The organism is Azospirillum sp. TSO5 (assembly GCF_003116065.1).
Taxonomy (GTDB): Bacteria; Pseudomonadota; Alphaproteobacteria; order Azospirillales; family Azospirillaceae; genus Azospirillum.
The window spans coordinates 26,038-46,137 of the sequence record NZ_LGQY01000105.1 but is presented as its reverse complement, the minus strand read 5'-3'; the positions used below and the strand labels follow the sequence as shown (position 1 = coordinate 46,137).

Genomic DNA, 20,100 nt, shown 5'->3' with positions numbered 1-20,100 from the left:
GGATGGTCCGGGCGGGCGCCAAGTCGGGATCGAAATGAACCCCGACCGTAGCCGGTGCTTTCTGACGATCGGGTTAATTCACTCCGTCCCCCGGCGCAAGGCCCCCGGCACAGCTCCCCCGGCGGACGGACCGGGCAGCCTCCCCGCCTGCACGTCCTCCAGCAGGCGGATCTGCGCCGGCAGGCAGACGGTGGCGAGGTCGAAGCGCTCCACCGCCGTGCGCCTTGCGGCGGCCGACAGGGCGGCGCGCAGCTCCGGATCGTCCAGTGCGGTCTCCACCCGATCGGCGAGCGCCAGCGGATCGAAGAAGCCGGTCAGCAGCCCGTTCACCCCGTCCTCGATCACCTCGGCGACCGGCGGCGTGTCGGAGCCGACGATGACGGCGCCGCAGGCCATCGCCTCCAGCATCGACCAGGACAGGACGAAGGGGAAGGTCAGGTAGATGTGGGCGCGCGAGATGCGCAGGACCGACAGGTAGCGGTCGTAGGGCAGCTTGCCCAGCACATGCAGCCGAGCCGCCTCAGGCCGCGGGTTGCCCGCGGCGTCCAGCATCGTCTCCCGCCACATCGTCTCGCGCCAGGTGCCGCCCCCCTCCGGTGGCGCGCCGTAGCTGACCTCGTCGCCGCCCACCACCAGGATGTGCAGCTTCGGCCGGCGCCGCAGCAGCTCCGCCGCCGCCCGCATGAAGGTGGGAAAGCCGCGGTAGGGCTCCAGGTTGCGGGCGACATAGGTCACCACCTCGTCCTCGCGCGACAGGGTCCGGCCGTCGGGCAGGGTAACGGTGGCGGCCGGATCCGGCCGGCAGACCGCGGTGTCGACCCCGTCATGGATCACCGAAATGCGCGGGCGGAACACGTCGGGATGCTGGCGCCGCTGCCATTCGGTCGGGCTGACGCCCCAGTCCATCGCCTCCAGCCCGGCCAGCAACGCGGCGTTCTTGGTGCGGATGCGGCAGCGCGTCTCCAGCGTCACCGGCTTTTCCGGGTCGAAGCCGACGTCCGACCCGTCGGCCCGATAGAAGAACTCGCAATAGAGCAGCAGGCGGGCGGCCGGGAACAGGTCCTTCAGGAACAGCGCCTCGCCCCAGCCGGGATGGGCGCAGATCACGTCCGGGGTGAAGCCCGCCTTCTGCAGGGCCAGCCCGGCCCGCACCGCGCCCTGCCCGTGCAGGACCTGCCCCTCGAACATGCGGATATAGGGGTGGGTGCCCTCCCCCGGCTCGCGCGTCGGCCGGTAGAGCGCCGTCTGCACGCCGGCCGGCAGCTCGCGCCGGACCTTGCCGATGAAGGCGACCTGATGGGCCGGGTCGGCCGCGAAATGGCGGACCAGATGCTTGTACTGGCCAGGGGTGTTCTGGTGGACGAACAGGATCCGCATGGAAAAAGAATGTCCGGACGACGGAGAAACGGAGCGACAGCCTGCAACCATCCGGCGGCGCTGTCGATGCATATGACCATAGGCTTCACCGACGGGCCGCCCCATCGGTGAGCCGACTGGCATAGCTCCGCAAAAAAGTTTAATAACCGGGCAGACCCACAACCGAACAGCCCGTCCGCCATGCAGCCCCTCCATCCCTGGCAGCAGGTCACCGTCGGCAGCGGCCTGATGCTGCATGCCCCCCTGACCGTCCGCGCCGACGCGGCAACGCTTCAGCGCGAGTTCGCGGCCCTCGACGCGGCGACGGGGGACGAGGGGCGCCAGTTCAGGGCCGGCGACGGCAGCTGGTCGTCGATCACCCTGATCGACGAGGGGCTCGGCTCCGACGGCCTGCGCGCCATCGGCCGGCCGACCCCGGCGCTCGACCTGATGCCGGGCGCCCGCAGCCTGCTGGAGGGGTTGGGCTGCCGCATCCTGTCCTGCTACGTCCACCGGCAGGAGCCGGGCGGCCTGCTCCGCTGGCATTATGACAACGCCGCCCTGCACTGGCCCGAAGCGCGGCTGATCGTTCCGGTCCTCGTCCCGTCCGCCGCGGTGACCTGGATCGGCGACAGCCCCGCCGCCTATCCGGCCGGCACGCTGTGGGCTGCCGACTTCACCTTTCCCCATCAGGTGGAGAATGCGCCGGAGGAGCAGCGCATCGTCCTGCTGGTGGACGTGGTCAGCGACGACCGCGCCCGCTCCCTCGCTCCGATGGAGCTGTACGACCGGCCGGCGCTCCGCCACACATTGAAGGAGCAGGCGGTGAACAGCCTCCTGGCGAACCGGAACCTGGGGCCTGTCTGACGCGGGAGGCCCGGCGGCGGCTCATCCTCCGCAAGCCGCCGCCTTCCCAAGTCCCACGAAGGATCCGTTCCGCCCCTGTCGCCTTGCGCCTATAAGGTCTCCGTCCGCCGGCGGTGCCCGGCCCATCGCGCGACGGAGCGCCGACGCCCCTTGTCTACTCCCATCCCGTCTCCCCTGCCGTCCTCTCCCTGGCGCTTCCTGTGGATGTTCGTGCGCGAGCGTTTCCTTGGCCGCGCCATCCTGCTGAACCTCGCCGCCGCCGGTGGGATCGGGCTGATGGGGATGGAGCCGGTGGCGATGCGCGGGCTGGTCGACGCGCTTGCCGGGATATCCGGGGCGGGGATATCGGGGCAGCCGCCTTCCGGCTCTCCCGCCTGGACCGCGGAGGTGATGCGCTGGTTCCTGCTGCTGGGTGGGCTGTGGATCGCGTCCGCCCTGTTCAACCGCCTGCGCGAGCTGGTGGACCTCCACACCTCGCCGGCGCTGCGCCATGCCATCCAGGTCCGGCTGTTCGACCATCTGATCGACCATTCGCCGCGCTACTTCCAGGACAATTTCGCCGGCAACCTGGGCCAGAAGGTCAAGCAGGCCGGGCAGAGCGCCATCCAGATCCTGGAAATCCTGACCAACGACATCATCCGCATCGTCGTCATCCTCGCCATCGGCCTGACCCTGCTGGCCTCGGCCCAGACCCTGTTCGCCGGTCTGCTGGTCGGCTGGACCGCCGCGCACCTGACCCTGTCGGCGCTGCTGGCCCGGCGCTGCCTGCGGCTGTCGCACGCCTTCTCCGAAGAGGTGTCGTCGACCACCGGCCGCATGGTCGACGTCATCGCCAACGCCGAGCTGGTGCGCGCCTTCGCCCGCCGCCGCCAGGAGCTGGCCGGCCTGTCCGACGCGCTGACCGGCGAGATCGACCGCTCCAAGGAACTGCGCTGGTTCCTGACCAAGATGTGGTTCTGGCTGTTCAACGCCCTGCTGGTCTTCCAGATCACCCTGATCGGCATCGCCGTGTCGGAGGCGACGGCCGGCCGGATGAGCGTCGGCGACTTCGCCATGGTCTTCTCGCTGGCCAGCATCGTCGGCACCAATGTCTGGGGCCTGTCGACGCGCATGCTGGGCTTCTTCGAACAGCTGGGCATCCTGTCCGGCGCCCTGGAGCTGATCGTCCGCCCGCACGAGATCCCGGATCCGCCCGGCCGCCCCGATCTGGCCGTCACCGCAGGCGCCATCCGCTTCGAGGATGTCCGCTTCGCCCATCCGGGAGGCGGGGCGGTGTTCGACGGCCTGTCCCTGACCATCCGGCCGGGGGAGCGGGTGGCGCTGGTCGGCCCGTCGGGGGCGGGCAAGAGCACGCTGGTCCGGCTGCTGCGCCGCCAGTTCCCGGTGCAGGGCGGCCGCATCCTGATCGATGGCCAGGACATCGCCGCGGTCAGCCTCGCCTCGCTCAACCGCGCGGTGGCCGAGGTGCCGCAGCTGCCCAGCCTGTTCCACCGCTCCATCCGCGACAACATCGCCTATGGCAGCGAGGGAGCGGACGGAAAGGGAGCCGGGGACGACGCCATCCGTGCGGCCGCGGCCCGCGCCCATTGCGACCGTTTCATCGAGGGCCGCGCCGGCGGCTACGACACCGTGGTGGGAGAGCGCGGCATCCAGCTGTCGGGCGGCGAGCGCCAGCGGGTGGCCATCGCCCGCGCCTTCCTGAAGGACGCGCCGGTCCTGGTGCTGGACGAGGCGACCTCGTCGCTCGACTCCGAGACGGAGCACCTGATCCAGGACGCACTGCTCGGCCTGTTCGAGGGGCGCACGGTGATCGCCATCGCCCACCGGCTGTCGACCGTCACCGGCATGGACCGCATCCTCTATATGGAAGCCGGGCGGATCCTGGAGGACGGCGACCATGCCACCCTGCTGCGCCGCGACGGCCCCTATGCCCGGCTGTGGCGCCGGCAGGTCGGCGGCTTCCTGCCGGACGATGCCGGCGCCACCAGCCTGGAGAAGGTGCGATGATGCGGATCCGCCCGGTGCTGCTGCTCGCCGCCAGCCTGTTCACCCTCGCCACGGAGGCCGCCGCCATGTCGCCACTGCCCTTCTTCCAGCGGGTCGAGCGCGTCGGCCTGCTCTGCGCGGTGGATGCCGAGGGCGGCCCGGCGGCCGATCTCGGGGACGACGCGCTGTGCGGTCGCGCCGCGGCAGTGCTGTCGGGACTGCTGGCCTCCGGCCCGGCGGTCACGGCGCTCGTCCCCAACGACGCCCGCATCGCCGATCCCGGCACCCTGCTGCTGCTGGTCCACGCCACGCTGCGGCCGGACGACGGAAAGCGGCTTCTGTCGGTCGCCGCGACCCTCCAGCGCAGCGGGTCCGTCGGCGGTGCACCCTTCTTCATGATGCCGCCCCAGGCCCTGGCGCTGTCCGGCAAGCTGGACGAAAGTCTTTTGGAGTCAACGCTCCTCCGCCTGCTGACCCCGCTGGCGAAGGCCCTGCGCGCCAATCCCTGAGGGGCCGGAGTTTGGAGTCTTGTCGCAGGGGGGAGAAAGCGGCACCGCAGGCTTGAACGTCCACAAGCCGTCATCCCCGCGAAGGCGGGAATCCAGTCATGTCAAACGCTTGGACCGGAAGCCTGGATCCCCGCCTTCGCGGGGATGACCGCCCTGCAGGCAGAGTGGCAGGCAGGGTGCGCGCTCCGCCTTCACCGGCAAAGCTGGGCGAATTTGCGCTCGGGGATCGGTGGCGGCGAGGGGTGCAGCATCAGCCCCTGTTCCTCCACATCGACCCGCGCGTCGGGATAAACCGCAAGCGCAAGCTGCAGAGCCTCGATGAACCGCTTCCTGAAATCGCGCAGGCGGCTGTAACCGGCGCCGAACTGCTCGAACACCGCCGGCCAGGTGATCGGGGTGGAGCGGTTCAGGCTGTGCAGCCGGTAGGCCAGCCAGATGTAGATGTCGATGCTGGTGCTATTGTTCTGGATGTGGCGCAGTGCCGGTTCCCAGATCGGCACCGGATGGGCCTTCAGCTCGCGGAAGAAGGCCTCGGACAGCAGGACGCGGTCCTCCCACAGCGACCCCTGGCCCGGCTCCGCCCCGGCATTCGCCGAGAAATGGATGCCGCCCTTGACGATCGACCCCTTTTCGAAGCCGATGCTGTGGGCGTCCTCCCAGGCGAAGGTCAGGTTGCAGGCGGCGATGCGCGAGGCCTGCTCGCGGATGTCGCGATAGGTCTGGCCGCCGACCGACAGGCCCATGCGGTCCAGCCATTCGTGCATGCTGCGGCCCAGCTCGACCTCGCGGCTGTCGGTCTGGATCGCGCGGGTCTGGAGATACAGCAGGATCATCCGCGCGCGGCTGCCGTACGGAACGCCGTAAAGCTTAAAGCCACCGTTGCGGATCGGCAGTCGTCCCGGCTCGATCAGCAAGCGGATCTTATGTCCGCGACGCTCCCACGGCTGGTCATCGGGAAGACGACGATGCGGAAGCGCGGTCAGCGCGAAGCCCGAATAGGTGATGCCAAGCTCCTGCCGCTCCTCTTCGAGGACGGCAGCGGCGACGTCGACTAGCGAACGCTGATCCGGATCGGTCTGGAGCGCCTTCGCCTGGTCACGTCCTAGCTGGGTGATCAGGGTATGTATCTGTCCCATAGCGAGCTGACCTTGGCACGACTTTGCGAGGAACCCTATATCACGGCCGGTTAGTGCCAGCAATTTGGAGTCTTGTCGCTCAAACTATTTGTACGGTTATTTGATTCAGTTAATAGTTTGCGCGACAAGACTCCAGTAGAGAATCGCGAGTCGCGCGACAAAACTCCAGAACTCCCGCGACAAGACTCCAGCGGATAGTCCCGATTGCCTGTGGATTTTTCGCCGGACGCGACAAGACTCCAGGCGGGACATTTCGATTCGGCCCCGAATCGCTTCCGATTCGCTTATTTCCGAGTCGCGGAGCCGAATCGGCCGCCGCTTGCCCATGATTCATGCCCCGCGCCGGTCCGATCCGGACCCGGGGTTTGGAGTTCTGTCGCGCCCCCCTCCGTCCAGCCTTTGCCGCATCGCCGTCCCCATTCGTCCCTGCCGGGACCGCCGGCCCGGCTCCGGGGATGGATCCGGGGTTCGGCCGGCAGGGGGGGCGCGACAAGACTCCAACCTCGACCCTGGCCTTGGTGCCGCCGGCAGGGGGGCCGGCAGGGGAATGTTTGGAGTCTTGTCTCGCTCCCTCCCGACACCGGTTCGGCCCCGTTCCAGAAGAGGCGCCCCGGTCGGGTGGGTCTCGGAGGGGTGCTTGTGGAGCGTGGAAAGCGCGGTCTATAACGAACCGCCGTGGCGCCGGCCTTGGTCCTGCCTTGGTTTTCCGGCGCCCGGCCAGATGCTCAACACCCAGATGCTCAACACAATGAATGGCGGCAGGATGAACGGCAATTCCGCGCAGAAGATCGTCCCGGTGCTGCTGTCCGGCGGTACGGGGTCCCGTTTGTGGCCCTTGTCGCGCGAACTGTATCCCAAGCAGTTCCTGCCGCTCTGCTCCGACCGGACGATGCTCCAGGACACCGCCCTGCGGGTCAGCGCGCAGCCTGGTTCCACGCCGGCCGGCGGCGCGGCCGCGGAGGCCGTCTTCTCGGCCCCCCTGGTGATCTGCAACCAGGAACACCGCTTCCTCGCCGCCGAGCAGCTGCGTCAGTCGCGCTGCACGCCGCGCGGCATCATCCTGGAGCCGGCCGGCCGCAACACCGCCGCCGCCTGCGCGCTCGCCGCCCTCGCGGTGACCGCCGACGACCCGGACGCGCTGCTGCTGATCCTGCCGGCCGACCACGAGATCCGCGACGCCGAGGCCTTCCGCCGCGCCGTCGCCATCGCCGCCCGCGCGGCCCAGGCCGGCCGGCTGGTCACCTTCGGCATCACCCCGACCCGGCCGGAGACCGGCTACGGCTATATTCGCCGCGGCCATTCGATGGACGAGGCCGACGGCGCCTACAACGTCGCCGCCTTCGTCGAGAAGCCGTCGCTGGAGGTGGCCGAGCGCTACCTCGCCGAGGGCACCTATGCCTGGAACAGCGGCATGTTCCTGTTCCCGGCCGCCCGCCTGCTGGCCGAGCTGGAGCGCCACGCCCCGGCGGTGCTGGGGGCCTGCCGCGAGGCGCTGGAGCAGGGCTCCAGGGACCTCGACTTCTTCCGCCTCGACGCCGCCGCCTTTGCCAAGGCGCCCAGCATCTCCATCGACTATGCGGTGATGGAGCGCACCGACCGCGCCGCCGTCGTCCCCTGCGAGATCGGCTGGACCGACGTCGGCGCCTGGTCGGCGCTGTGGGACGTCGGCAACAAGGATGGCGAGGGCAACGTCGTCGTCGGCGACGTGCTGCTGGAGGGGGCCCGCGACTGCTACGTCCGCAGCGACAACCACCTGACCGCCGTGGTCGGGGTGGAGAACGCCGTGGTGGTGGTGGTCGACGACGCCGTGCTGGTCGCCGATCGCAGCCAGGCGCAGGACGTCAAGCGCATCGTCGACCGGCTGAAGGCGGAGGGGCGCAGCGAGTCGGTCAGCCATCGCCGGGTCCACCGCCCCTGGGGCTCCTACCAGTCGCTGCACACCGGCGACCGCTTCCAGGTGAAGAGCCTGACCATCGCCCCCGGCTCGCGCCTGTCCCTGCAAAAGCACCATCACCGCGCCGAGCATTGGGTGGTGGTCAACGGCACCGCGCTGGTCACCCGCGGCGAGGAGCAGGTGATGGTCTACGAGAACCAGTCGATCTACATCCCGATCGGCACGGTCCACCGGCTGGAGAACCCCGGCAAGGTGCCGCTGACCATCATCGAGGTGCAGTCCGGCTCCTATCTCGGCGAGGACGACATCGTCCGGCTCGAGGACGTCTACGGCCGCAACTGAGCGGCTAAGCGTTCGCAGTGAGACATAAGCGCGAGCGGCGCTTGTGTCTCTTTGCGGCTGCGGGCATTGGCGGCTTGGTCCGGATCGCCGCCTTCCGGTAGAAAGAGGATGCGAGGGTGCCGCAGCGGCGCCCCGCCTTCTGCTGCCGGAACCATCATGACCATCGAGCCGCCGCCCGACGACCGCATCCCCGAACTCTATGCCGACGGGGTCTTCGACATCGGCTTCGGCAACGGCATGGTCCGCATCGACCTGTTCAGCCTGTCGGCTCTGCGCAAGGATGCCAACGGCCAGCCGCTGCCCGCCATCCGCCAGCGGGTGGTGATGAGCCTGCCCGGCTTCCTTGCCAGCCTGTCCGCCCTGGAAGGCATGCGCCAGCGGCTGGAGGCCGCCGGGGTGCTGCCGCCCAATTCCGGTACCGTGCCGGCTCCCGCGCCTGCTCCTTCCCCGGCCTTCCAGACCCCCGTGCAGGCCCCGATCCAGCCCGCCACCCCCACCGGTCCGTCCACTGGCCCCGCGGCCCTGGTCTCCCCGCCCGGACGGCCCCGCTCGCCGAATTTCGGCTGACCGATGCCGGACGCCAGCACGACCGTCGCGCCGCCCCCGCCGGATGCCGCCTTACCGCCCGGCGCCGATGCGGACGAAAGCACCGCGCTGCGCTGCCTGACGCTGGTGGCGCGCCATCACGGCCTGTCGGCCTCGCCGGCCGCCCTGCGCGCCCGCGTCGCTCCGGGCCGCGGCGAACCGTCGACCGCCGACCTGCTGCGCATCGCCGCCGCCACCGGCTTCAAGGCGACCGCCCGCCGGCTGGACTGGAAGGCCCTGCAGGCCCTGCCCCCCGTCTTCCCGCTGTTGGCGCGGCTGTCCAACGGCAACACCGTCATCCTGGTCGGGCTGTCGCGTCCAGCCGATCCGGCGGAGGAACCGATGGTCGGCGTCGTCGACCCGCTGGCCGACCGGCTGGACGTGATCGACGTGCCGCGCGACCGCTTCCTGGAGCGCTGGGACGGCGAGCTGGTCTTCCTCAAGCCGCGCCACGGCCTTGCCGACCCGCGCCAGCCCTTCGGCCTGCGCTGGTTCGTGCCGGAAATCCTGCGCCAGAAATCCGCCTTCCGCGACGTGGTCGTCGCGGCGCTGGTGCTGCACGCGCTTGCCCTTGCCGTCCCGGTCTATTTCCAGATCGTGATCGACAAGGTGCTGGTGAACGAGACCGTCGCCACCCTGCAGGTGCTGACCATCGGCGTGCTGGCGGCCCTGCTGTTCGAGGCGGCTTTCCGCTTCCTGCGCCAGTTCATCCTGCTGGCGGCGGCCAACCGCATCGACATCCGCCTGCTGAACCGCACCTTCGGCCATCTGCTCGACCTGCCCATCACCTTCTTCGACGGGCATTCGGCCGGCGTCACCGTGCGCCACATGCAGCAGGTGGAGCGCATCCGCGAGTTCCTGACCGGCAATCTGCTGTCCACCGTGCTCGACAGCCTGGTGCTGCTGGTCTTCCTGCCGGTGCTGTTCTTCTATTCGGTCAAGCTGACGCTGGTCGCCCTGCTGTTCGCAGCCCTGATCGCCGGGGTGGTCGTCGCCCTGGTGCCGGTCTACCGCAGCCGCCTGCGCGACCTCTACAACGCCGACGCCGAGCGGCAGGCCATGCTGGTGGAGACCATCCACGGCATGCGCACTGTCAAGTCCTCGGCGCTCGAACCGCAGCAGCGCCGCGGCTGGGACCGCAAGGCGGCGCGCGCGGTGACCAGCCATTACCGGGTCGGCCGCATCTCCATCGCCGCCCGCACGGTGACGGAGTTCCTGGAGAAGGCGATGATGGTGGCGGTGGTCGCCGTCGGCGCCTTCGACGTCTTCGACCGCCAGCTGTCGGTCGGCGCGCTGATCGCCTTCCAGATGCTGTCGGGCCGGGTGGTGACGCCGCTGGTCCAGATCGTCTCGCTGATCCACCAGTACCAGGAGACCGCCCTGTCGGTGCGCATGCTGGGCGAGGTGATGAACCACCCGGCCGAGCCCAGGCGCGAGGGCAGCGGTGCCTGCCCCGCCCTGATCGGCCGCATCGAGATCGAAGGGCTCGGCTTCCGCTACGACCGCAACCGCCCGCCGGCGTTGGACGGCGTCACCCTGACCGTGCCGGCCGGCTCCGTCGTCGGGCTGGTCGGGCGCAGCGGCTCGGGCAAGAGCACGCTGATGCGGCTGCTCCAGGGCTTCTACCCGCTGCAGGACGGCAGCATCCGCTATGACGGGCTGGACATCCGCGAGCTGGATCTGGCTCATCTGCGCCGCTCCATCGGCGTGGTGCTGCAGGAGAATTTTCTGTTCCGCGGCACCATCCGCGACAACATCGCCATGACCATGCCCGAGGCCAGCCGCGAGGAGATCGTCGAGGCCGCCCGGCTGGCCGGTGCCGACGAGTTCATCCACCGCCTGCCCGACGGCTACGACACGCTGGTGGAGGAGGGGGCGACCAACCTGTCCGGCGGCCAGAAGCAGCGCATCGCCATCGCCCGTGCCCTGCTGCCCCAGCCGCGCCTGCTGATCCTGGACGAGGCGACCAGCGCGCTCGACCCCGACAGCGAGGCCATCGTCATGGCCAACCTGCGGCGCATCGCCCGCGGCCGCACCGTGCTGATCGTCACCCACCGGCTCTCCACCCTGACCGGCTGCGACACCATCGCCGTGCTGGAGCAGGGCCGCCTGCTCGACCTCGCCCCCCATCCCATCCTGCTCGACCGCTGCGCCGAATACCGGCATCTGTGGCAGCAGCAGAACCGGGGGCGCTGAGCCATGCCCGACACACAGATGCCCGAGATGGAGCAGGACGCAGCACCGGCGGAGACCGGCCGCGAGGTCGTCCCGGCCAAGGCCGACCCCACCCCCGCCGCTTCTCCTCCCGCTCCTTCTCCCTCTGGCCGCCGCCGCACCGCCCTGCCGGCGCCGTCGGCCCCGCCGCCGGGCTTCGCGCTGGATTACCTGCCGGACGGGGCGGCGATCGAACATGCGCCGCTGCCCTGGTTGGCGCGCTCCACCCTCTATGTGCTGGCCGGGCTGCTGGTGGTGCTGGTCCTGTGGGCCGGCTTCGCCCAGGTCGACCGCATCGTCACCGCCGGCGGCCGGCTGGTGACCACCGCGCCGCTGGTGGTGGCCCAGCCGCTGGAGACCGCGGTGGTGCGCGGCGTCGACGTCCAGGTCGGCGACCGCGTCCGGGCCGGCGACCGTCTGGCGACGCTCGACCCCACCTTCGCCGCCGCCGATCTGGCCGACCTGACCGGCAAGCTCGCCAGCGTCGAGGCGCAGATCGGCCGGCTGCGCGCCGAACTGGACGGCAGCGACTACGCCCCGCCCGCCGGCAACCCCGCCAATAATTCCGATTTTGCGGTTCAAGCGGCCATCCTGGAGCGTCGCCGCGCCGAATACCGCTCCCGCCTCGCCTCGCTGGACGAGAAGGCCGGGCAGTTGGACAGCGCCATCGCCGCCAGCCGCCGCGCCCAGGCCGGCCTTGCCGAGCGGCTCGCCGTGGTCGGCGAAGTGGAGGACATCCGCCGCCAGCTTCAGGAACGCCAGACCGGCTCCCGCCTGACCTATCTCGAGGCGCGGATCGAGCGGCTGCGCATGCGCGACGACCTGACCGCCCTGCAGGACCGCGAGCGGGAAAGCGCGCACGAGCTGCGCGGCGTCCAGGCCGACCGCGCCGCCTTCGTCGACGAATGGCGGCGCAAGACGGCGGAGGAGCTGGTGGAGCAGACCCGCCAGCGGGCCACCCTGGTCGAGCAGATCGCCAAGGCCGAGCGCCGCCGCTCGCTGGTCACCCTGACCGCCCCGGTCGACGCGGTGGTGCTGGAGGTGGCCAAGCGCTCCGTCGGCTCCGTCATCCGCGAGGCCGAACCGCTGGTCACCCTGGTCCCCGCCGACGTGCCGCTGGAGGTGGAGGCCGATATCCCGTCGCGCGACATCGGTCTGGTGCGGGTCGGCGACTTCGTGCGGGTGAAGCTGGACGCCTTCCCCTTCCAGCGCCACGGCACCCTGTCCGGCGAAATCCGCACCATCAGCGCCGACGCCTTCACCCACGACCCGACCGGCGCTCAAGGCGGCTCTTCGGCCGCCGCCAATCCCGACGCCCCCCGCCCGGCCGCCGGCGCCGTCTTCCGCACCCGCATCCGCCTGACCGACACCCGGCTGGAGGCGGTGCCCGACGGCACCAACCTCAGCCCCGGCATGGTCGCCTCGGCCGAGATCCGCGTCGGCACCCGCTCCGTCCTGTCCTACTTCCTCTATCCCGTCATCCGCGCGCTGGACGAGAGCATCCGCGAGCCTTGAGAGCGGGGGCATGCCCAACAGAGTGCCGTCGCTCCATGTTGGATCATCGCCATTGCGATGCTACAAGGCCAGCCGGCTGCCAAGCTTTGACTTGAGCGGCCCGGCGACCTTTCCCGCCCTTCCGCGACATCCTCCGGCGCGTTCGTCGGTCTGCAATCTGGTGAGTCCCCGATGCCCAAATCCTTGACCGTTTCCGCCGGGGGGCTGTTCGCCACCGTCGTGCTGACCCTGTCGGTGCTCTACGCGGCGATGGCCTGGACGCCCTCCTCCTACGGGGTGGCGCTGCGCCAGATGGGGGTGACGGAGGACAGCGGCCTCGTGCTCGGCAAGCCGCGCGACATCCGCAGCGACGAATGGGCGGTGTGGACGCCCTATCTCCAGATCGCGGTCGACAATGATTTCGCCCGCTACAACGCCCATTCGCCCTATCACGAGGATCTGCGCAACTTCAACGCCCTGCCCCTGCTGGACTGGGCGCTGCCCTTCAAGCCGCAATACTGGGCCTTCTTCCTGGTCGATCCGGCCCATGCCTTCGCCATCTACCATGCCGCCTTCATCGCCCTGTTCCTGATCGGCTATCAGCGGATGGGGCGGATGCTGGGGATGGCGCCGGGCATCTCCGTCTGCTTCTCGCTGCTCGCCTTCTTCGCCGGCTACACCCAATATGCCTGGACCACCACCGGGCCGCTGCTCGCCCTGTTCCCCTGGCTGCTGGTGACGCTGGCGGCGGCGCCGCTGCGGCTGCCGGTGAAGGGGCTGCTGCTCTACTGGCTGGCGGCGGTGTGGCTGCTGTCGCATTTCTACCCGCCGGTGATCCTGTCGCTGGGCTTCGTCGGCGCCGTGCTGGTGCTGGCGCTGCGCCGCGACCTGCTGCGGTGGCCGCTGCTGGCGACGGCGGGACTGGCCGCCGCCCTGGCCGCCGGCACCGTCTACGGCTATCTGGCCGAACCGCTGCAGGCGATGACCGCGACCGTCTATCCCGGACAGCGGCACAGCGACGGCGGCAGCGGCGACTGGCGCATCTGGCTGTCGACGGTCCTGCCCTTCATCACCACCCGCGGCTTCGACAGCCTGATCGTCCACAACATCGTGGAGACCGGGGCGATCGGCAGCTATTGGCCGCTGCTGCTGCTGGTCTTCGCCGACTGGCGGCAGGGCCTCTCCGGAGGAGCCGTCGATCGCGGCCGGCTGCTGACCGGCCTGGCGGTGCTGGGCGGCGGGCTGGCGCTGGTGTCGGCCTGGATGCTGCTGCCCATCCCGGCGGCGGTGGGGAAAATCCTGCTGTGGGACCGCGTCTTCCCGCCGCGCATGATCGTGGCGGTCGGCCTGCTGGCGCTGGTCGCCACCGCGCTGCTGGCCGGTTCGGTCCGCTGGCGGATCACGCCCCTGCGCGTCGCGCTGTTCACCGCCGCCGTGCTGGCGGCCTGGGTGCTGTCCAAGCGCGCCGGCGGCGTGGCGCCCTGGTCCAGCCTGTTCGACGGGACGATCCTGCTGGTGCTGGCCGGCGGGCTGGCGCTGTGGCGCCTGATCCCGGTGATGGGACTGCCGCCGTTGCGCACGGGCACGCTGGTGGCAGGGGTGGCGGTGGCGGCCAACCTGCTGACCTTCGGGCAGTTCAACCCGATCCAGTCGGCCAAGCCGATCTTCGACCGGCCGCAGACCGCGCTGACCGCCCGGCTGTCGGCCCAGCAGGCGGCGCACCCCAAGGGCTGGCTGGTGGAGACGCTGCCGATCTTCACCGGGGCGGTGCTGGCCGGCTGGGGCTACAACTCCATCGCCCACACGCTGATCGCCCCGCATGTGGACTTCTTCCGCCCGCTCTTCCCCGACATGGCGGAGGACCGCTTCACCCAGGTCTTCAACCGCTATGCCCACATCATCCCGGACACGGTGACGGAGCCGGTCTCCCCCTATCCCGATCAGGTCCGGGTGCCCTGGTCGGCTCTCGATCCCAGGGCCGCGAATTCCGGCATGCCGGCGCGGGAGGCGAGCGCCCTTCCGGCCGATGCGGTCCCGGCCGGCGGGCCGTTCCCGACCGGCGGCAGCCTGGACGAGGTCCGGTTGGAGAACGGGATGCTGCGCCTGCGCGGCTGGGCGCCCTGGACCGGCGTCCGTGCCATGCAGACCATCGCGGTGGTGAGCGACGTGCCGCTGACCGTGGTGTCCCATGGGCCGGAGCGCCGGCCCGACCTGCAGGCCGCCTTCCCCGCCGCCGACCGCGGACAGGCCGGCTTCACCATCCTGCTGCGGCCGGCGGCGGCATTGGACCGGCCGCCGGTGCTGTGCGTTCTGGCCGGGGACACCGATGCCGGCACGGTCGCCCTGGCCTCCCCCCGTCCGGCGAATGACGGAGGGGAGCCGGGCTGCCGCCGGCTGGGGCTGGCGAAGTGATGCGGCGGATGCCCAGGGGAGATGCCCGGGGAAGATCGTTGTGGTGACCCCGCATCGCTCACAACGGGGTAACGCGTGCCCTCTCCGGCCTCTCCGGAAGCCCTAGCCTTAAGCCGGAAAAACCCATGCCGGAGGCCGCGGGCGCGCTACTTTCAGGCGGATGACGCCCAACGACGAAGAGCGGACCATGACCAGGAGCGACAACGCGACCGTGCTGGTGACCGGCGGCGCCGGCTATATCGGCTCCCATGTGGTGCTGGCGCTGCGCGACCAGGGACGCGCCGTCGTGGTGCTGGACGATCTGTCCACCGGCCGGCGCCAGGCCCTCCCCGACGACGTGCCGCTGGTCGAGGGCGACGTCGGCGACAAGGCCCTGCTGGCCGAGACCTTCGCCCGCCACGGCATCGGCACCGTGATGCATTTCGCCGGCAGCATCGTCGTGCCGGAATCGGTGGAGCGGCCGCTCGCCTACTACCGCAACAACACGGTGAAGAGCCACGCCCTGATCGAGGCCTGCGTCGAGGCCGGGATCGGCCGCTTCATCTTCTCCTCCACCGCCGCCGTCTACGGCATGCCCGACCGCCTGCCGATCGACGAGCAGACGCCGACCAAGCCGATCAACCCCTACGGCTCCTCCAAGCTGATGACGGAGTGGATGCTGCGCGACAGCGCGGCGGCGCACGATCTGCGCTATGTCGCGCTGCGCTATTTCAACGTCGCCGGGGCCGACCCGCAGGGCCGCTCGGGACAGGTGTCGAAGGTCGCCACCCACCTGATCAAGATCGCCGCCCAGACCGTCACCGGCCAGCGGGCGGAGCTGCAGATCTTCGGCGACGACTACGACACGGCGGACGGCACCTGTGTGCGCGACTACATCCATGTCAGCGACCTCGCCGACGCCCATGTCGCGGCGCTCCGCCATCTGGAGGCGGGCGGCGCGTCGGAGGTGCTGAACTGCGGCTACGGCCGCGGCTATTCGGTGCGCGAGGTGCTGTCGATGGTGGAGCGGGTGACCGGCCGTCCGCTGCCCATGCGCATCGCCCCGCGCCGCGCCGGCGATCCCCCGGCCCTGGTGGCGGGCGTCGAGCGCATCGGCCGGACGCTCGACTGGACCCCGCGCCACGCCGACCTGGAGACCATCGTCGCCTCGGCGCTCGCCTGGGAGGAGCGGTTGGTGAAGGGCGTCTGAGAGCGCTCCCCTCGCCGGCCCTCAGACCGCCGCGATCATTCCCGCCGTCAGCTGGCCGGGGGTGAGGCCGGCCAGCCGGATTTCCAGCGTGGAGTTGGTGGTGTAAGCGCTGCTGAAATCGGCGTCGGTGAAGCGGCCGACCAGCATCGGGGTCCCGTCGGACGACAGGAAGGACGCCATGCTGAAGCGGTCGGCGATCTGCTGCGCGGACAGGGTGGTCTGCTCGAAGCGCAGCGTGTCGGCACCGGGCTGGAAGTCGGTGATCGTCGTCACCCCGGACGGCCCGGCATAGACCATGAAACCCGGCGCCGGCCCGGTCGTCGGCCGCGCGACGACGAAGCTGTCCGCACCGGCTCCGCCGGCCAGCGTGTCGGTGCCCGACGACAGATAGATCGTGTCGTTGCCGTTCCCGCCGTCGATGAGGTCGTCAAACGATTTGTAAGAGGTGGGATGGCCATACTGGCTGACCCAGAAGGACGACATGATGGTGTCGTTGCCGTCGCCGCCATTGATGGTACCCGTCATCCGGATGAAGTCGTTGCCGGCACCGGCGTTGACCGTCACTGCCTTGGAGTAATAGCCGCCCATCGGCAGGTTGACGTCGTAGGGCATCAGGACGGTGTCGTCCCCGCTGCTGCCGGTCAGGAAGACGGTCGAGTTGGGATAGTCCCCGTTGGTGAGATAGTAGGAGAGGTTGGTCACCTCGACGTTGGACGGAATGGTGTAGCTGGTGATCCTGTCGCCCAGCCACATCGTGTCGGTGCCGCCGTTCGCCCCTTCCTGGACCGTGACGCTGTTGGTGTAGACGTAGTAGGTGTCATCGCCGGAGCCGCCGTTCAGATAGTCGCTCTGATAGCCGTAGAGGACGTCGTTGCCGGTCTCGCCGAAGATGGTGTCGCTGCCCAGCCCGCCCTGCAGCGTGTCGTTGCCCGACCCGCCGTTCATGCGGTCGCCATGGCCGGTGACGCTGTAGATGCTGGCGATGCTGTCGTCGCCGCTCAAGGCGGCCAGATCGCGCGGCAGCCGCCCCTCGCGCAGGCCGAACTCCTGCCAGTGCTGCGCGGCGGAGGTGACGCCGGCGGCCGCCGCCTCGGCGACGTCGGGATAGGCGGACAGGTACCAGGCGGTGTCGGGCGCCCCGCTGCGGTCGGTCTGCGGCGCCGGCGCCATGTAGTAGGCGATGCCCTCGTAACGCATGTTGGGCAGGGTGGCGATCACCGCGTCCCGCTCCTCCGCCGAGCCGGTGTAGAAATGCGCGCCGTTGTCGGAGTTCCAGAACCGGTAGACCGCCTGCGACGCGCTCGCCGTCTGCGCCGTGCTGGCGGCGTAGGCCGCCCCCTCGTAGACGTAGTTCGGCATCGTGCTGCGCACCGCGTCCCGTTCGGCGGTGCTGGCGGTGTAGAAGAAGGTGCCGGTGTCGGCCCGGCGGAACCGCCAGACGGTGGTGTCGGTCGCCGTGGGGTTGGTGAAGGCGATCCCCTCGTAATTCATCGAGGACAGGTTGGTTGCGACGACGTCCCGCTCGACCTCGCTCCCCGTATAGAAGTGCGAGCCCGTGATGGTGTTCCAGAAGCGCCAGACCGGCATCGCTCACCCCCAGATTGCGTTCCGCGAGCGGAGGATAGGAGCGGAGTCAACGATTTGGAATGGTGCTAATCGTCATAGCCGCTATCCCAACGTGCATGGCAGTTCCGGCGCCGCCGCGTCTCACACCCTCACACCAACCGGCGCAGCAGCGGGATCCGCGACAGCACGAAGGCGATGGCGCCGGACCCCAGCACCACCGTGGCGATCCCGGCGAGCGCGATGAGGCTGGGATTGGCGAACCAGTTCCGCGTGTCGCCGATGAGGTACAGGATGACGACGGGGTGGACGGCGTAGACGCCGAAGGACAGGCTGCCGAGGAAGCGGATGACTGCCTGCGCCGCCCGGCCCAGGCGGCGGGACAGCCCGTCCAGGGCCAGAAAGGCCGCCACCGCCCCGACCGCCACGTTGGGGGCGAAATATCCCATGAACTGTTCGCTGGCGGTGCCCAGCCGGACCGACCAGACATAGGTCAGCAGCGTCGTCGCCGCCGCCGACAGCCCGAACAGCCCGCCGACGGCCCAAAGCGGAATGCGGTCGCGGAACCGCAGCAGCGCGCCGCCCAGCAGCACATAGCCGAGGTAATAAGGATAGTCCGGCCACAGGACGCCCGGCTCGGCATTGCCGGCGGCGAAATTGTTCGCGAACATCCAGGCCGTCGCCAGCCCCCACAGGACGAGCGCGTAGCCGACCAGCCGCCCGCCCTGGGCGAAGACCGCCCGCATCAGCGGCATCGCCAGATAGGAGAGCAGCAGCGGATAGAGGAACCACAGATGGAAGAAGGCCGGCTGGCGCGGCAGCGCGCTCAGCGGCGGCGTTCCGGCGAAATGGATGATCTGGTGTCCCCAGACCAGATAGAAGCCGCTCCAGGCCACCATCGGCACCACCACGGCGACGAAGCGCTTGCGCAGGAAGGCGGCGATCGGCTCGGCGCGCGGCAGCAGCAGGGCGCCGCTGACCATGAAGAACAGCGGCACGCTGCTTCGGCACAGGCTGTCGATCGCCGCGGCGATCCACCAGTGGATGTCGAAGCGGAAGGGCTGGCCCGGCGGCGTGGCCGGGATCTGGCCGAAGAAATGCGGGCTGATGACGTGGATGCCGATCACCATCAGCATCGCCACCACCTTGATCGTGTCGCCCCCCGGCCAATGGCCGGCCAGCCGATCCCGCTCCGGTGCGGCGGCCGGCGCCGCTTCGTCCACCGGCTGTCTTCCCTGCAGGCCGGCCGGCATCGGCAGAACGCCCATCCTCACACCCTGTAGCCGCTGGGGCAGCCGCTGGGGCTGATCGGCAGCATGCGGCACCTCCCGAACGATGAGGTGGCCGGCGCAGGAGAGCGGGCCGGCCACACGTATCCGTCATGTGGAGGTGCGGGCTTGATCGGCGGCCCGGCACCCGCGACGTGGAGCCGGACAATGCGTCAGGCGCAGCGGCGCGGGCTAGGCGCTCATTGGCGGTAGGATGGACGGCAGAGGATGGGGGCCGCAGAGCCCTCTCAGGCCCCTTCTCAGGCGAAGAAGCGCCCGCGGAAATAGGCGATGGTGCGGGCCAGACCCTCTTCCAGCGACACGACCGGTTCCCACTCCATCAGGGCGCGGGCCTTGGCGATGTCGGGCTGGCGCTGCTTGGGATCGTCCTGCGGCAGTGGCTTGTGCACGATCTTCGAGTTCGAACGGGTCAGGCGGATCACCTTCTCCGCCAGTTCCAGCATGGTGAACTCGCCGGGGTTGCCCAGGTTGATCGGGCCGGTGACGCCCGCCGGCGTGTCCATGAAGCGCAGGAAGCCTTCGATCAGGTCGTCGACATAGCAGAAGGACCGCGTCTGCTGGCCGTCGCCGTAGATGGTGATCGGCTCGCCTTTCAGCGCCTGGATGATGAAGTTCGACACCACGCGCCCGTCGTTGGGGTGCATGCGCGGGCCGTAGGTGTTGAAGATGCGGATGACCTTGATGTCCAGCTTGTGCTGGCGGTGATAGTCGAAGAACAGCGTCTCGGCGCAGCGCTTGCCCTCGTCATAGCAGGCGCGCGGACCGATGGTGTTCACGTTGCCCCAATATTCCTCGGGCTGCGGATGCACCGCCGGGTCGCCGTAGATCTCGGAGGTCGAGGCCTGCATGATCCGCGCGCGCACCCGCTTGGCCAGCCCCAGCATGTTGATGGCGCCATGCACGCTGGTCTTGGTCGTCTGCACCGGATCGTGCTGGTAATGGATCGGCGAGGCCGGGCAGGCGAGGTTGTAGATCTCGTCGACCTCGACATAGAGCGGAAACGTCACGTCGTGGCGCATCAGCTCGAAATGCGGGTTGTCCAGCAGGTGCAGGACGTTGTCGCGGCTGCCGGTGAAGAAGTTGTCGACGCACAGCACGTCGTTCCCGGCCGCCAGCAGCCGGTCGCACAGGTGGGATCCCAGAAAGCCGGCGCCGCCGGTGACGAGGACACGCTTTCGGTTGGTGAGAGCCGGCAAGGGCTGCCTTCCTGTCTTGGCTGTTGGTGTTGGCGGCTTGTCCGCGGCCCGTCAGGGGGACCGCGGGA

General features: G+C 69.8%; 14 protein-coding genes. 9 read left to right on the top strand and 5 right to left on the bottom strand.

The genetic code is table 11. The features are described from left to right. Positions 1-78: 78 nt before the first annotated feature. Positions 79-1,377 carry a glycosyltransferase family 4 protein gene (locus tag TSO5_RS24015; protein WP_109153984.1) on the bottom strand — a complete coding sequence of 433 codons (1,299 nt, stop codon included), beginning with the start codon at positions 1,375-1,377 and terminating at the stop codon, positions 79-81. Positions 1,378-1,557: 180 nt separating this feature from the next. Between TSO5_RS24015 and TSO5_RS24010 the strand changes: the two genes are divergently transcribed. The 3 genes from TSO5_RS24010 to TSO5_RS24000 all read left to right on the top strand — a co-directional run bounded on the left by TSO5_RS24010 (position 1,558) and on the right by TSO5_RS24000 (position 4,718). After that, positions 1,558-2,223: an aspartyl/asparaginyl beta-hydroxylase domain-containing protein gene (locus TSO5_RS24010; protein ID WP_109153983.1), complete on the top strand. Its 666-nt coding sequence runs from the start codon at positions 1,558-1,560 to the stop codon at positions 2,221-2,223. Positions 2,224-2,373: 150 nt separating this feature from the next. Then, a complete protein-coding gene (locus TSO5_RS24005; RefSeq protein ID WP_247870936.1) occupies positions 2,374-4,230 on the top strand; it encodes an ABC transporter ATP-binding protein in 1,857 nt (618 codons plus the stop codon). After that, positions 4,227-4,718: a hypothetical protein gene (locus tag TSO5_RS24000; protein ID WP_247870935.1), complete on the top strand. Its 492-nt coding sequence runs from the start codon at positions 4,227-4,229 to the stop codon at positions 4,716-4,718. The genes TSO5_RS24005 and TSO5_RS24000 overlap by 4 nt, the downstream gene beginning before the upstream one ends. A 191-nt stretch (positions 4,719-4,909) precedes the next feature. On the opposite strand, the gene TSO5_RS23995 is transcribed toward TSO5_RS24000, so the two are convergent. After that, positions 4,910-5,854, bottom strand: coding sequence for a replication protein RepA (locus TSO5_RS23995; protein ID WP_012978551.1), 945 nt, complete (start codon positions 5,852-5,854; stop codon positions 4,910-4,912). A 763-nt stretch (positions 5,855-6,617) separates the two neighbouring features. Between TSO5_RS23995 and TSO5_RS23990 the strand changes: the two genes are divergently transcribed. From TSO5_RS23990 to galE, 6 genes are all read left to right on the top strand, one after another. After that, the gene (locus TSO5_RS23990) at positions 6,618-8,090 is read left to right on the top strand and encodes a mannose-1-phosphate guanylyltransferase/mannose-6-phosphate isomerase (RefSeq protein ID WP_109153994.1); all 1,473 of its coding nucleotides are present in this window, start codon (positions 6,618-6,620) and stop codon (positions 8,088-8,090) included. Positions 8,091-8,246: 156 nt separating this feature from the next. Further along, entirely contained in the window at positions 8,247-8,657 is a 411-nt protein-coding gene (locus TSO5_RS23985; protein WP_109153982.1) for a hypothetical protein, read from the top strand. A 3-nt stretch (positions 8,658-8,660) separates the two neighbouring features. Continuing rightward, positions 8,661-10,871, top strand: coding sequence for a peptidase domain-containing ABC transporter (locus TSO5_RS23980; RefSeq protein WP_199230996.1), 2,211 nt, complete (start codon positions 8,661-8,663; stop codon positions 10,869-10,871). Between the two features lie 3 nt (positions 10,872-10,874). Beyond that, positions 10,875-12,404, top strand: a complete 1,530-nt coding sequence (locus TSO5_RS23975) for an HlyD family type I secretion periplasmic adaptor subunit (RefSeq protein ID WP_109153981.1) — start codon at positions 10,875-10,877, stop codon at positions 12,402-12,404. A gap of 171 nt (positions 12,405-12,575) precedes the next feature. Then, positions 12,576-14,795, top strand: coding sequence for a hypothetical protein (locus TSO5_RS23970; protein ID WP_109153980.1), 2,220 nt, complete (start codon positions 12,576-12,578; stop codon positions 14,793-14,795). A 187-nt stretch (positions 14,796-14,982) separates the two neighbouring features. Beyond that, entirely contained in the window at positions 14,983-15,984 is a 1,002-nt protein-coding gene (gene galE, locus TSO5_RS23965; protein ID WP_109153992.1) for a UDP-glucose 4-epimerase GalE, read from the top strand. A 21-nt stretch (positions 15,985-16,005) separates the two neighbouring features. Here the strand turns inward: galE and TSO5_RS23960 are convergent, their stop codons facing one another. The 3 genes from TSO5_RS23960 to TSO5_RS23950 form a co-directional block, all read right to left on the bottom strand. Then, positions 16,006-17,571 (bottom strand): calcium-binding protein, encoded by a 1,566-nt coding sequence (locus tag TSO5_RS23960; RefSeq protein ID WP_109153979.1) that lies wholly within the window; start codon positions 17,569-17,571, stop codon positions 16,006-16,008. Positions 17,572-17,699: 128 nt separating this feature from the next. Beyond that, positions 17,700-18,815, bottom strand: coding sequence for an acyltransferase family protein (locus TSO5_RS23955; protein ID WP_109153978.1), 1,116 nt, complete (start codon positions 18,813-18,815; stop codon positions 17,700-17,702). A 260-nt stretch (positions 18,816-19,075) separates the two neighbouring features. Next, positions 19,076-20,032 (bottom strand): UDP-glucuronic acid decarboxylase family protein, encoded by a 957-nt coding sequence (locus TSO5_RS23950; RefSeq protein ID WP_109153977.1) that lies wholly within the window; start codon positions 20,030-20,032, stop codon positions 19,076-19,078. Positions 20,033-20,100 lie beyond the last annotated feature (68 nt).

Bases quoted from the DNA above. Each gene is read 5' to 3' on its own strand.
- TSO5_RS24015 (WP_109153984.1), bottom strand. From the start codon at position 1,377: ATGCGGATCCTGTTCGTCCACCAGAACACCCCTGGCCAGTACAAGCAT.
- TSO5_RS24010 (WP_109153983.1), top strand. From the start codon at position 1,558: ATGCAGCCCCTCCATCCCTGGCAGCAGGTCACCGTCGGCAGCGGCCTG.
- TSO5_RS24000 (WP_247870935.1), top strand. From the start codon at position 4,227: ATGATGCGGATCCGCCCGGTGCTGCTGCTCGCCGCCAGCCTGTTCACC.
- TSO5_RS23995 (WP_012978551.1), bottom strand. From the start codon at position 5,854: ATGGGACAGATACATACCCTGATCACCCAGCTAGGACGTGACCAGGCG.
- TSO5_RS23990 (WP_109153994.1), top strand. From the start codon at position 6,618: ATGAACGGCAATTCCGCGCAGAAGATCGTCCCGGTGCTGCTGTCCGGC.
- TSO5_RS23985 (WP_109153982.1), top strand. From the start codon at position 8,247: ATGACCATCGAGCCGCCGCCCGACGACCGCATCCCCGAACTCTATGCC.
- TSO5_RS23980 (WP_199230996.1), top strand. From the start codon at position 8,661: ATGCCGGACGCCAGCACGACCGTCGCGCCGCCCCCGCCGGATGCCGCC.
- TSO5_RS23975 (WP_109153981.1), top strand. From the start codon at position 10,875: ATGCCCGACACACAGATGCCCGAGATGGAGCAGGACGCAGCACCGGCG.
- TSO5_RS23970 (WP_109153980.1), top strand. From the start codon at position 12,576: ATGCCCAAATCCTTGACCGTTTCCGCCGGGGGGCTGTTCGCCACCGTC.
- galE (WP_109153992.1), top strand. From the start codon at position 14,983: ATGACCAGGAGCGACAACGCGACCGTGCTGGTGACCGGCGGCGCCGGC.
- TSO5_RS23960 (WP_109153979.1), bottom strand. From the start codon at position 17,571: ATGCCGGTCTGGCGCTTCTGGAACACCATCACGGGCTCGCACTTCTAT.
- TSO5_RS23955 (WP_109153978.1), bottom strand. From the start codon at position 18,815: ATGGGCGTTCTGCCGATGCCGGCCGGCCTGCAGGGAAGACAGCCGGTG.